11 protein-coding genes are annotated in these 12,158 nt (G+C 73.1%); 7 read left to right on the top strand and 4 right to left on the bottom strand.

Features of this window, described 5'->3' with window-relative positions:
• Window positions 1–33: 33 nt before the first annotated feature.
• Window positions 34–867 (top strand): hypothetical protein, encoded by an 834-nt coding sequence (locus tag IE248_RS23055; protein ID WP_190031566.1) that lies wholly within the window; start codon window positions 34–36, stop codon window positions 865–867.
• Here the strand turns inward: IE248_RS23055 and IE248_RS23050 are convergent.
• Together IE248_RS23050 and IE248_RS23045 are read right to left on the bottom strand one after the other, a co-directional pair.
• Window positions 854–1,540, bottom strand: coding sequence for a L,D-transpeptidase family protein (locus IE248_RS23050; RefSeq protein ID WP_073774907.1), 687 nt, complete (start codon window positions 1,538–1,540; stop codon window positions 854–856). The genes IE248_RS23055 and IE248_RS23050 overlap by 14 nt on opposite strands.
• 68 nt (window positions 1,541–1,608) lie before the next feature.
• A complete protein-coding gene (locus tag IE248_RS23045) occupies window positions 1,609–2,973 on the bottom strand; it encodes a hypothetical protein (protein ID WP_190031565.1) in 1,365 nt (454 codons plus the stop codon).
• 170 nt (window positions 2,974–3,143) lie between these two features.
• Here IE248_RS23045 and IE248_RS23040 point away from each other — a divergent pair, with 170 nt between their 5' ends.
• From IE248_RS23040 to bla, 3 genes are all read left to right on the top strand, one after another.
• The gene (locus IE248_RS23040) at window positions 3,144–4,337 is read left to right on the top strand and encodes an argininosuccinate synthase (RefSeq protein ID WP_037797237.1); all 1,194 of its coding nucleotides are present in this window, start codon (window positions 3,144–3,146) and stop codon (window positions 4,335–4,337) included.
• A gap of 105 nt (window positions 4,338–4,442) precedes the next feature.
• Entirely contained in the window at window positions 4,443–5,873 is a 1,431-nt protein-coding gene (gene argH, locus IE248_RS23035; RefSeq protein WP_008743342.1) for an argininosuccinate lyase, read from the top strand.
• Between the two features lie 88 nt (window positions 5,874–5,961).
• On the top strand, window positions 5,962–6,915 hold the full coding sequence (gene bla / locus IE248_RS23030) for a class A beta-lactamase (protein WP_229895479.1): 954 nt from the start codon (window positions 5,962–5,964) through the stop codon (window positions 6,913–6,915).
• 51 nt (window positions 6,916–6,966) lie between these two features.
• On the opposite strand, the gene IE248_RS23025 is transcribed toward bla, so the two are convergent.
• Window positions 6,967–7,482 (bottom strand): HAD domain-containing protein, encoded by a 516-nt coding sequence (locus tag IE248_RS23025; RefSeq protein ID WP_073795958.1) that lies wholly within the window; start codon window positions 7,480–7,482, stop codon window positions 6,967–6,969.
• An 85-nt stretch (window positions 7,483–7,567) separates the two neighbouring features.
• On the opposite strand from IE248_RS23025, the gene IE248_RS23020 reads away from it, so the two are divergent.
• From IE248_RS23020 to IE248_RS23010, 3 genes are all read left to right on the top strand, one after another.
• Window positions 7,568–8,119, top strand: coding sequence for a TetR/AcrR family transcriptional regulator (locus tag IE248_RS23020; protein WP_037794935.1), 552 nt, complete (start codon window positions 7,568–7,570; stop codon window positions 8,117–8,119).
• Window positions 8,116–9,660 carry an MFS transporter gene (locus IE248_RS23015; protein ID WP_100582396.1) on the top strand — a complete coding sequence of 515 codons (1,545 nt, stop codon included), beginning with the start codon at window positions 8,116–8,118 and terminating at the stop codon, window positions 9,658–9,660. The genes IE248_RS23020 and IE248_RS23015 overlap by 4 nt, the downstream gene beginning before the upstream one ends.
• Window positions 9,661–9,738: 78 nt before the next feature.
• Complete coding sequence (locus tag IE248_RS23010) at window positions 9,739–11,220, top strand: membrane-associated oxidoreductase (RefSeq protein WP_190031563.1); 1,482 nt, start codon at window positions 9,739–9,741, stop codon at window positions 11,218–11,220.
• A gap of 13 nt (window positions 11,221–11,233) precedes the next feature.
• Here the strand turns inward: IE248_RS23010 and IE248_RS23005 are convergent, their stop codons facing one another.
• Window positions 11,234–11,863: a lysophospholipid acyltransferase family protein gene (locus tag IE248_RS23005; RefSeq protein WP_037794947.1), complete on the bottom strand. Its 630-nt coding sequence runs from the start codon at window positions 11,861–11,863 to the stop codon at window positions 11,234–11,236.
• Window positions 11,864–12,158 lie beyond the last annotated feature (295 nt).

Below are 12,158 nucleotides of genomic sequence, written 5' to 3'. Positions count from 1 at the left end.
ACCCCGCCCGGTGCCGCGCCCTACGCTCGGCATGTGCATGCCTACGCCCTCGCCAGTGTCGCCGTGCCCGTCACAGCGGCGCTGTACGGGCTGACCGGCTTGCTCCGGCGGCGCACCGCGGCGCGGCAGCGGCGCGCCCTCGACCGGTGGGCGGCCGTCCTGGCCGATCCGTACCAGGCGGTCATGGGCCGCTGGTGGCCGTACGACACGACCCAGGCGGCCGCCGCGCGCCTGGTCCTCGACGGGCTCGTCACCGTCAACCACCGCGGCAGCCTGAGCCCTTCCCCGGCGGTCTCGGACCCCGCACGGGTCCCCGGCCACCCCGTGCCGGAGGCCCTGCTGGCCGCCCTGCTGCGCCGGACCGCCCCCGCGACCCTCGGCAACGTCGAGGCGCGGGACGCCGGATTCGCGGCGGCCCTCGCGGAGTTGCGGGCGGCCCGCCCGGCCCTCCTCAAGGTCCGCGAGCCCGGCCGCCCGGTGATGGCCGGGCTGTACCTGGTCATGGCCGAGATGCTCTTCTGCGTCTTCGGCCTGATGGCGCTGCGGCCCGCGGGCGATGCCGAATGGGCGGCCGCCTGGGCCGCCTGGACCGCGCTGATCGCCCAGGTGATCTGGTTCCCCGTCCACAACCGGTCCCGCGGGACCGGCTGGACGGCCGACGCCGACATCGCGCGGGACGTGAGCCTGACCCACCCGGCGCTCACCGCGCTGGAGGCCCGCGATCCGGAGGCCCTGCGGCGGCTGGGCGTGAGCCGCACGCGCATCCGGCGCGGCCGCAACCGGGGCCGCCCGCGCCGCCGGGCGCCCGCCGAGGGCGGCGAGAGCGCCGAGAGCGCCGAGAGCGGCGAGGTCCTCAGTAGCGGGTGACCGCCAGCGCCCCGGACTCCGTGCCGATCGCGATGTGCGGGCGGCGGCGCGGGTCGGCCCAGCGCAGCACGGCCCGCATGGCCGGCTCCGGCACGGACACGCAGCCGGCCGTCGCGCCCTTGCCGTTGACGTGCAGGAAGATGCCCGCGCCCCGGCCCCGTACCGGGCGCTCGTAGTTGAAGGCGATCAGCAGGGCGTGCGCGTACTGCCTCTCGTACGTCACCAGGTGCTCGGCCTCGCCCGGGGCGCAGTCGGCCGGCAGCGGCTCCACCCAACGGTTGTAGCTGCCCGACGCGTTGTCCTGGCACCACCACGAACGGTCCGTCACCCGCCGGTAGGGGTAGTCCGTCCCGGCCGGCGCCGACCGGATCCCGAAGGCGAACGGCAGCGCGTACAGCCCGGCCGGAGTGGTGTTCGTGCCCTGCGTGCGGGTCGCGCCCTCGGTGAGCCCGTTCGCGCCGAAGCGGGCCTCGGCGGTGCCCGCCTTGTACCAGCGCCCCGCCCGCCGGTCCCACCAGGTCAGGCGCCCGGTCGTGGACCCGGGGGCGGGGGCGACGGCGGTGATGAGCTGACTTCCGCCGCCGGTGTCGGCGAGGCGCTCCGGCAGCGGGCCGCGGCCGTGGGGGAGCAGGGAGGCGACGATCAGCGAGCCGGTGACGAGAGCGGTACGCAGCACGCGTCAGACGGTACGGGGAGACCGGGCGCCGGCGCGGGCAGGCCGCCGCGTTCCGGCCGCGAACGTCACCCGCCCGGTCCCAGCGCGAGCGCGCGCAGCGACGGGTCCGGGTCCCGGGCCAGCGCGCGGGAGGCCCGCAGCGCGGCCGCCCCGCCCCGGGCGCGCAGCAGCCGGAACGCGGCCCGGCGGGTGTGGGCGGGCCGGTCGGCGCCGAGCCGGGCCTCCAGCGGGGCGGCGTCCAGCCGTACGGCCGAGGACAACAGGCACAGCGCGGCCTCGCGGGCCACCGACGCCGAGAGGTCGTCCAGCAGCGGCAGCAGCCGCTCGACGTCCACCGGCCCCTCCAGCGGGCGCAGCCCGGCCAGCGCCGCCGCCCGGACCGCCCCGGCGGGGTGGTCCAGGAGCGCGCGCAGCAGCGGCGCGTCCGCGCGCCCGGCGCACTCGGCGAAGCCGGTCACGGCGTACGGGAAGACCCGCTCCGGGTCCTCGATCAGCTCGCGGCAGAGCGCGTACGGGTCGCCCCCGGCCTGTTTGACCGCCCAGCGCGCGCAGGCCCGTACGAGGGCCGAGCGGTCGGTGAGGTGCCGCGCGGCCTCCGCGGCCCGGCCGGCCCGGCGCAGGGCGGTGACCCCGCAGGCGCGGACCATCGGGACGTGTCCGCCGAGCAGGGTGTCGACCGCCTCGTCATCGGGCCCGCCGTCCGGCCCGTCGGCGGCCATCGCGGCCATCGCCGCCTCCGCCCACAGCCGGCTCGTCAGCGGATCGGACTCCACGGCGGCCCGCCGGGCGAGCTCCCGTACGCCGAACTGCCCGGATTCGAGGGTGAGCCGGGCGGCGTACCGCCGGACCTGCAGGTCCCCGCTGCGCCGCAGCCAGGCCATGACGGTGTCGGGCACCTCGCCGGTCAGGGTGCGCGCGGGCCGCGCGGGGCGCCCCCAGCGCGCGGGGCGCGCCGGGCGGGCCCACGGGGCGAGGACCGGCTCCTGCGCGCGCAGCGCGGTGTCGAACAGCTCCAGCGCCCAGCTCCCCTGCTCGCGCCGGCCCAGCCTCAGGACGAGCGGCACGAGGGAGGTCAGGGTCCGCCCGGGGTCGGCGGCGAGCGCCCCGGCGAGGACCTGCCGGGCGAGGTCACGCACCGCCGGGACCCAGTCGGCGCACCGGATCGCCACGAGCGGCAGCGGCGCCTTCGGATCCCGCAGCGCGGCCTCGCGGACGTGCCCGTCGGGGTCGCAGAGCCGGGTTTCGAGCCGGGTGCCGGGCGGGGGCGGGTACGAGCGGGAGTGGACGCGCCGGACCTCCTCGTCGAAGGCCGTCCAGGCCCCCGGCAGGTCGGGCGGGCGCACCCCGCCGAAGCCGGCGCGCGCGCCGCCCAGCAGCGCCCGCGCCGCGGCGCGCCCGCTCTCCGTCTCCGAACGCATCGCGGCGCCCATGTGTCCTCCCCGTGTCCCCAGGTCTGCGGGGGCCGAGCCTAGACGGCGGCCGGTGAGGCCCGCCTCTCATATTCGGCCTGCTCACAGGGGGTGGCGGGGCGTCGATTGACGAAACATACGGAGTAGTGCATAGTTATGCCTGTCGTTGAATGCACCGTAAGGAGAAACCCGTGACCGAGCGCGTCGTACTCGCCTACTCGGGCGGCCTGGACACCTCCGTCGCCATCGGCTGGATCGCCGAGGAGACGGGCGCCGAGGTCATCGCCGTCGCCGTGGACGTCGGCCAGGGCGGCGAGGACCTGGACGTCATCCGCAAGCGCGCGCTCGCCTGCGGTGCCGTCGAGGCCGAGGTCGCGGACGCCAAGGACGAATTCGCCAACGAGTACTGCCTCCCGGCGATCAAGGCGAACGCCCTCTACATGGACCGCTACCCGCTGGTCTCGGCCCTGTCGCGGCCGACCATCGTCAAGCACCTGGTCGCCGCCGCCAACAAGCACGGCGCCTCGATCGTGGCCCACGGCTGCACCGGCAAGGGCAACGACCAGGTCCGCTTCGAGGCCGGCATCGCCGCCCTCGGCCCCGACCTCAAGTGCATCGCCCCGGTCCGGGACTACGCGATGACCCGCGACAAGGCGATCGCCTTCTGCGAGGCGAAGAACCTCCCGATCGCGACCACCAAGAAGTCCCCGTACTCCATCGACCAGAACGTCTTCGGGCGCGCCGTCGAGACGGGCTTCCTGGAGGACATCTGGAACGCGCCGATCGAGGACATCTACGAGTACACCTCCAACCCCGCCGAGGCGCGCGAGGCCGACGAGGTCGTCATCTCCTTCAAGGAGGGCGTCCCGGTCGCCATCGACGGCAAGCCCGTCACCGTGCTCCAGGCGATCCAGCAGCTCAACGAGCGGGCCGGCGCCCAGGGCATCGGCCGGATCGACATGGTCGAGGACCGCCTCGTCGGCATCAAGTCCCGCGAGGTGTACGAGGCTCCGGGCGCGATCGCGCTGATCACCGCCCACCAGGAGCTGGAGAACGTCACCGTCGAGCGCGAGCTCGCCCGCTACAAGCGGCAGGTCGAGCAGCGCTGGGGCGAGATGGTCTACGACGGCCTGTGGTTCTCCCCGCTCAAGCGCGCCCTGGACGGCTTCATCAACGAGGCCAACCAGCACGTCACGGGTGACATCCGGATGACCCTGCACGGCGGCCGCGCCGTCGTCACCGGCCGGAAGTCGGACGAGTCGCTCTACGACTTCAACCTCGCGACCTACGACTCGGGCGACACCTTCGACCAGTCCAAGGCCCAGGGCTTCATCGAGATCTTCGGCCTCTCCTCGAAGATCGCGGCCCGGCGCGACCTCGCCTGACCCACCAGCAGTACGTGACCGCCTCCCCGTTTCCTCCGCGGCGGGGAGGCTGTTTCACATCCAGAAGCAGCCGTACAGGCCATGCAGTCTTGAGGAGCAGTAGCTGTGAGCAGCAACAACGGTGGTGACGTCCGGCTCTGGGGCGGCCGGTTCGCCGACGGCCCTTCGGAGGCGCTGGCCCTGCTGTCGGCGTCCGTCCACTTCGACTGGCGTCTCGCGCCCTACGACATCGCCGGCTCCCGCGCCCACGCCCGGGTGCTCGCCAAGGCGGGCCTGCTCACGGCCGACGAGCTCGACCGCATGATCGCGGGCCTGGACCGGCTCGAAGCCGATGTCGCCGACGGCTCCTTCACCGGCACCATCGCCGACGAGGACGTGCACACCGCCCTGGAGCGCGGCCTGCTGGAGCGGCTCGGCGCCGACCTCGGCGGCAAGCTGCGCGCCGGCCGGTCCCGCAACGACCAGGTCGCCACCCTCTTCCGGATGTACCTGCGCGACCACGCCCGGATCATCGGCGGCCTGATCGCCGACCTCCAGGACGCGCTGGTCCACCTCGCCGACACCCACGCCGACGTGGCCATGCCGGGCCGGACCCACCTCCAGCACGCGCAGCCGGTGCTCTTCGCCCACCACGTACTGGCCCACGTACAGGCCCTGTCCCGGGACGCGGAGCGGCTGCGGCAGTGGGACACCCGGACCGCGGTCTCCCCGTACGGCTCGGGGGCGCTCGCCGGTTCCTCGCTCGGGCTGGACCCGGAGGCGGTCGCGGCCGAACTGGGCTTCGAGCGCGGCTCGGTCGGCAACTCGATCGACGGCACGGCCTCCCGTGACTTCGTCGCCGAGTTCGCCTTCATCACCGCGATGATCGGGATCAACCTGTCCCGGATCGCGGAGGAGATCATCATCTGGAACACGAAGGAGTTCTCCTTCGTGACGCTGCACGACGCCTTCTCGACCGGGTCGTCGATCATGCCGCAGAAGAAGAACCCGGACATCGCGGAGCTGGCGCGCGGCAAGTCGGGCCGCCTCATCGGCAACCTGACGGGCCTGCTGGCCACGCTGAAGGCGCTGCCGCTGGCCTACAACCGGGACCTCCAGGAGGACAAGGAGCCGGTCTTCGACTCCTGCGACACCCTCGAAGTCCTGCTCCCGGCCTTCACCGGCATGATGGCCACCCTCACGGTCAACCGGGCGCGGATGGAGGAGCTGGCTCCGGCGGGCTTCTCCCTCGCCACGGACATCGCCGAGTGGCTGGTCAAGCAGGGCGTGCCGTTCCGCGTCGCGCACGAGGTGGCCGGCGAGTGCGTCAAGGAGTGCGAGGCCCTCGGCATCGAGCTCGACGAGCTGACCGACGAGCAGTTCGCGAAGATCTCCGCGCACCTGACGCCGGAGGTCCGCAGCGTCCTCAACGTGCCCGGCGCGCTGGCCTCCCGCAAGGGCCGCGGCGGCACCGCCCCCTCCGCGGTCGCGCTCCAGCTCACCGAGCTGAAGGCCGACCTGGTGATCCAGCACGCCTGGGCCACGCACAAGCAGTAGCACCGCTCCCGCTCCTCTTCGTTCGCATATTCGTTCGCGTCCGAAGGGAACCATCCGTCCCGTGATGGGCGTGTTGTCTCGTGTCGTGATCACGAACGAGGAGGAGCAGGCAGTGGAATCCGCAGGAGCACAACCCTCCCGCCGTACGTTGCTGACCCTGGGCGCGGGAGCCGCGCTGGCCGTCGGCCTGACCGCAGTCCCGGCGGGCGGTGCGTACGCGGCCGAACCGCTGACCGGAGCGCTGGCCGCGGCGCTCGGGGAGCTGGAGCGGGAGCACTCAGCCCGGCTGGGCGTCTTCGCCCGGAACACCGCCACGGGCCGCACCGTCGCCTACCGCGCGGACGAGCGCTTCCCGATGTGCTCGGTGTTCAAGACCCTGGCGGCCGCGGCCGTACTGCGGGACCTCGACCGGGACGGGGAGTTCCTCGCCCGGCGCATCCGGTACACCGCGGAGGAAGCCGAGAAGTCGGGCTACGCCGTGGTCACCGGGAGGCCCGAGAACGTCGCGAACGGCATGACGGTCGAGGCGCTGTGCGCCGCCGCCGTCAGCGAGAGCGACAACATGGCGGCGAACCTGCTGCTGCGCGAGCTGGGCGGCCCGCGGGCGATCACCCGCTTCAGCCGTTCCCTCGGGGACCGGATCACCGGGCTGGAGCGGTGGGAGCCGGAGCTGAACTCGGCGGAGCCCTGGCGCACCACCGACACCACCAGCCCCCGCGCCATAGGGACGTCCTACGGGCGCCTCCTGGTCGGCGACGCCCTCGACCCCCGGGACCGCGAGCGGCTGACCGGGTGGCTGCTCGCGAACACCACCAACGGCGAGCGCTTCCGCGCGGGGCTCGGGCCCGACTGGATCCTCGCGGACAAGACCGGCGGCGGCAACGAGTACGGCGTGACCAACGACGTCGGTGTCGTCCGGGCTCCCGACGGGCCGCCGATCGTGATGTCCGTGCTCTCCACCAAGCCCGGATCCCCCGAGGGCCCCCGCGACAACCCCCTGGTCGCGAAGACCGCGGCCCTCCTGGCGCAGGCCCTCACCTGACCCCGCCCGGGCGCCGGCGGGACCCCCGCCGGCGCCCGGCCGGGCCCGCCGCTACGCCGCCCAAGCGGCCAGCGCGTCGAAGTCCGCGCGGAGCAGTCCGATCCGCTCGTCGACGCGCAGCAGCAGCGCCCGCGCCGGGTGGCGCTGGTCGACGTACTCGCGGTCCAGGTCCGTGATGTCGTCGTCGATCCAGGCGAACGGGCGCCCGCCCGCGTACTCCAGCACGTACTGCGTCTTCCAGAAGGTGCCGCGCGGCGCCCGGCCGTGCATCTGCGGCCAGTCGATGAAGGGGAGCCGGGGCAGCCCGAGCGGCGGGGCTATCCAGTCGTTGGCCTCGTCCTTCCAGGTGGTGGCCCAGACCAGTTCGTACGCCTCCGCCAGCGCGAGCAGCTCCGCTCCGTGGTCCGGGTTGAGCCAGACCCGTAGCGGTTTCGCGCTCTCGGCCCCCGTCCAGCCCGTGGGCCGCATCCGGTGGGTGGTGTAGCCCTCGGGACGCCGCTGCGCCTTGGCCGCATACGGGTTCAGCGGGCCGTCGACATCGATCAGCAGCAGGGGTTTGCGGTTCATCACAGAAGGATTCCTTTCGCCGCCCGAGGGGGCAGCTCATTTATTCGATGAGACGGAGATGTCTCATTCGGGTTATGCTTGTCTCATGGCCATGGATCGTGACCAGGTGCTGCGCGATGCGGCCGCCCTGCTCTCCCGCAAATCGACCGCAACGATGGACGAGGTCGCCCGCGCCGCCGGAATCGGGCGCGCGACCCTCCACCGGCACTTCGCCGGGCGCGACGCCCTCGTGCGCGCCCTGGAGGAACTTGGCATCCGGGAGTTCGAGGTGGCGTTCGACAACGCCCGCCTCGACGAGGGGACGGCGGTGGACGGGCTCCGGCGGCTCGTCGCGGAAGCCGAGCCGAACGCCGAGCTGCTGGCCTTCCTCGTCACCGAGAACCAGCTCTTCGAGGGCGACCAGGTCCACGAGGGATGGGCCCGGCTCGACGCCCGGGTCAGCGCGCTCTTCCGGCGCGGCCAGGAAGAGGGGCACATCAGGATCGACCTGAGCCCCGCCTGGCTCACCGAGGCCCTCTACGGCCTCATCGGCACCTGTGCCTGGGCCGTCATGGACGGCCGGGTCGCCGCCAAGGACTTTCAGTACATGATCATCGAGCTGCTGCTCGGTGGCGCACGACGGAGCGTGGAGAAATGAGCCGTACCGAACAGCTGAACCGTCAGACGGGGGTGGAGGAGAAGAGCCGCGGGCGCTGGCTCGCGCTCTCCGTGCTCGTGCTGGCCGTGCTGCTGGTCGCGGTCGACGCCACCGTACTCGGCCTCGCCACGCCCGCCCTCAGCGAGGACCTCAAGCCGTCCGGCACCCAGCTGCTGTGGATCGGCGACATCTACTCCTTCGTCATCGCCGGCCTGCTCGTCTCCATGGGCTCCCTCGGCGACCGGATAGGCCGCAAGAAGCTGCTGCTCGCCGGCGCGACCGCCTTCGGCGCCGTGTCCGTCCTCAACGCCTACGCGACCAGCCCCGAGATGATGATCCTGGCCCGCGCCCTGCTCGGCGTGGCCGGTGCGACCCTGATGCCGTCCACCCTCGCGCTGATCCGCAACATCTTCCACGACCCCAAGGAGCGCAGCCTCGCCATCGGCATCTGGGGCGCCACCGCATCGGCCGGCGCGGCCGTCGGCCCCGTGGTCGGCGGAGCGCTGCTCCAGCACTTCTGGTGGGGTTCGGTCTTCCTCATCAACCTGCCCGTCATGATCGTCCTGGTCGTCGTCGGCAGCAAGCTGCTGCCCGAGTCCAAGAACCCCGTCGCCGGGCCCTGGGACCTGGTCAGCGTCGGCCTCTCGCTCGTCGGCGTCATCGCCGTCGTCTACGCCGTCAAGGAAGTCGCCACCCACGGCCTGACCTGGGAGGTCGCGGCCACCGCCACCCTCGGCGCCGGCGCGCTGTACGCCTTCGTGCGCCGCCAGTTCCGGCTCGCCTCGCCCCTGCTCGACATGCGGCTCTTCAAGCACCGCGGCTTCTCCGGCGCGGTCCTCGCCGACCTGCTCACCGTGTTCGGGCTGTCCGGACTGGTCTTCTTCCTCTCCCAGTTCCTCCAGCTCGTCCAGGGCCGCGAGCCGCTGGAGGCCGGCCTCGCCGAACTGCCCGCCGCCATCGGCGCGGTGGTCACCGGTCTGGTCGCCGGCCGGTACGCCCGCCGGTACTCGGTGCGGTCCATCGTGACCGGTGGCCTCGCGGCCATCGGCCTCGCGCTCGGCGCGCTCACCCTGATCCACAAGGAGAGCGGCTACCCGCTGCTCGGCGCGGCCCTGCTGGTCGTCGGCCTCGGCGCCGGCTTCTCCTTCACGGTGACCGCCGACGTGATCCTCTCCAGCGTGCCCAAGGAGCAGGCCGGTTCGGCCTCCGCCGTCTCCGAGACGGCGTACGAGCTCGGCGCCGCCCTCGGCATCGCACTGCTCGGCTCCGTCGTCACCGGCGTCTACCAGGGCTTCACCGCCCCGGCCGGGGTGCCGGCCGCCGTGGCCGACGCCGCGCACGAGTCGCTGGGCGGCGCCGTCGAGGCCGCCAGGCTGGTGGACCCGGCGACCGCGCAGACCATGGTGCACGCCGCCCAGGAGTCCTTCGTGGACGGGCTCCGGTTCGCCTCCGGCGTCGGCGCCGCCGTCCTGCTGGCCACCGCCGTGGCCGCATGGTTCCTGCTGAAGGGCCAGAAGCTCCAGGACGGCATCGAGCACTGATCCCGGCGATTTTCAGCCAAGAGGATGTGTCCTGTAAGGAGTTGACAGTCCGTTGACCCGCGGGACACCATCCCGGCGATGGAGATCACCGACCTGACCCCGGCCGAGCGCCGCGTATGGGACGCCTTCCCGCTCGGCGAGCGGGTCGACTTCCGGGCCGACCCCGACGAGGACGTCTCGGCCGGGGCCGGCTGGGAGTCCGGGCGCACCCTGCGCGCCGAGGTGCTCGCGGCGCTGCTGCTGCGCGGGGACACCCCCGCCGTACGGGGCCGGGTGGCCGGGCTCAACGTCAAGGGCGCCCGGATCACCGGGAAACTCGACCTGAAGTACGCGGTCGTCGAGCATGCCGTCCGGCTGCGCGGCTGCTGGTTCGAGCGCAAACCCCTCCTCTACGGGGCCCGGCTGCGCGCCCTCGTCCTGTCGGACTCCGTCCTGCCCGGCCTGACCGCCGCCACCGTCAGCGTGGACATCTCCCTGCGGCTGTCCTGCTGCCGCATCACCGGGCCCGTCCGGCTCCAGGGCGCCCGGATAGCGGGCGGCCTCTTCCTCCAGCGGGCCGTCATAGGCGACCCGGGTGCGCCCGAGGAGGCCGCCGAGCCCGCGCTCCAGTTCAACCACGCCGACATCGGCACCGACGTCATCGCCATGGACCTCACCGTCCACGGGCAGACCCGTGTCAACGGCGCCACCGTCGGCGGTCAGGTCAACCTCGACGGCGCCCGCCTGCACGCCCCCGGCGGGATCGCCCTGCACGCCGAGACCCTCATCATCGGCACCGACCTGCGCGCCCGGGGCCTCCAGGCCCGCGGCATGGTCAACCTCACCGGCGCCCGCGTGCCCGGCCAGGCCTACTTCGCCTACGCCCGGCTGATCAACCCCGGCGGGACCGCCCTGCGCGCCTCCAGCTGCGTCATCGGCGAGATGTGGCTGCGCCGCTGCGACCCCGTCGAGGGCGACGTGAACCTGCGGCGCTCCCAGTTCGACATGCTGCACGTCTCGCCGCAGAGCTGGCCCGAGCGGATCCGCATCGACGGCCTGACCTACCGCACCCTCGCCCCGCACCTCCCCGCCGAGCAGCGGCTGCCCGCCCTGGAGCGCGAGGAGTCGGGCTACCTCCCGTACGCCTACGAGCAGCTCGCGGGCGCCTACCGCACGGCCGGGGACGAGGCGGCCGCGCGGACCGTCCAGCTCGCCAAACTGCGCCGGCACCGGCGCACGCTGCCCCGGCACGCCCGGCTCTGGGGCCTGCTCCAGGACGCCACCGTCGGCTACGGCTTCCGGCCGCTGCGCGCGGCGGGCTGGCTGCTGGCGCTGCTGACGACGGGAGCCATCGCGTACGGGATCCACCCGCCGCGGGCGCTCAAGACCGGGGAGGCCCCGGACTTCAACGCGGTGTTCTACACGCTCGACCTGCTGGTCCCGATCATCGGTTTCGGGCAGGAGGCCGCCTTCGCGCCGGCCGGCTGGTACCAGTGGCTGTCGTACCTGCTGATCGTGACCGGCTGGGTCCTCGCCACGACGGCCGCGGCGGGCGTCAGCCGGTCACTGCAACGGCAGTAGGCCCCGGCCGGGGTCAGGCCGCCTTCGCCTTGGTGGCGTACATGTCCACGTACTCCTGGCCCGAGAGCCGCATGACCTCGGCCATCACCGAGTCGGTGACGGCGCGCAGCACGTAGCGGTCGCGGTCCATGCCCTCGTAGCGGGAGAACTCCATCGGCTCGCCGAAGCGGACGGTGACCCGGCCCGGGCGCGGCATGCCCGCGCCGCCCGGCTGGAGCTTGTCGGTGCCGATCATCGCGAACGGGACCACGGGGGCGCCCGTCATCAGGGTGAGGCGGGCGATGCCGGTACGGCCGCGGTAGAGGCGGCCGTCGGGGGAGCGGGTGCCCTCCGGGTAGATGCCGAAGATCCGGCCCTCTTCGAGGATCCGGCGGCCGGTCATCAGGGCCGCGACCCCGCCGTTGGCCCCGTCGCGGTCGACGGGGATCATGCCGGAGCCCGTGAAGAACCACGCCATCAGGCGGCCCTTGAAGCCCTTGCCCGTGACGTACTCGTCCTTGCCGATGAAGTGGACCGTACGGTCGCAGACCAGCGGAAGGATCATGGAGTCGATGAAGGTGAGGTGGTTGCCCGCCAGAATCACCGGACCGTCCCCCGGAATGTTCTCTACGCCCTCCACACGGGTGCGGAACATCATGCGCATGACCGGTCCGACAGTGGCCTTGATGAGCGCGGTACGGAACAACGTGAGCCCTCCGGCATCGAATGCGGTGCGCACCACACGGCGGTGGCGCAGGTGAGGACGATACTCGCGGGTCCGGGCTGATCGCACATCGGGTTCACGCGGTGGATACCAAGTGTTGACGCGTTGACACACGTTTGCGCCATGTTCCCCTCCGGCCCACACGACGGACACGGGCCGGTGCCTACGATCGCCAGGCCGAATCGGGCCGCGGGCCCCGGAGACCCCGGGCCCGGGCCCTCCAGAGCGAGGAGTG

Origin of the sequence: Streptomyces goshikiensis (assembly GCF_014650555.1) — a bacterium.
GTDB lineage: Bacteria > Actinomycetota > Actinomycetes > Streptomycetales > Streptomycetaceae > Streptomyces > Streptomyces goshikiensis.
This window is presented reverse-complemented; position numbering and strand designations above follow the sequence as displayed.

Excerpts from the sequence above, each read along its gene's own strand:
- IE248_RS23015 (WP_100582396.1), top strand. The coding sequence starts at position 8,116 with ATGAGCCGTACCGAACAGCTGAACCGTCAGACGGGGGTGGAGGAGAAG.
- IE248_RS23045 (WP_190031565.1), bottom strand. The coding sequence starts at position 2,973 with ATGGGCGCCGCGATGCGTTCGGAGACGGAGAGCGGGCGCGCCGCGGCG.
- IE248_RS23025 (WP_073795958.1), bottom strand. The coding sequence starts at position 7,482 with ATGAACCGCAAACCCCTGCTGCTGATCGATGTCGACGGCCCGCTGAAC.
- IE248_RS23020 (WP_037794935.1), top strand. The coding sequence starts at position 7,568 with ATGGCCATGGATCGTGACCAGGTGCTGCGCGATGCGGCCGCCCTGCTC.
- IE248_RS23010 (WP_190031563.1), top strand. The coding sequence starts at position 9,739 with ATGGAGATCACCGACCTGACCCCGGCCGAGCGCCGCGTATGGGACGCC.
- IE248_RS23005 (WP_037794947.1), bottom strand. The coding sequence starts at position 11,863 with ATGCGCATGATGTTCCGCACCCGTGTGGAGGGCGTAGAGAACATTCCG.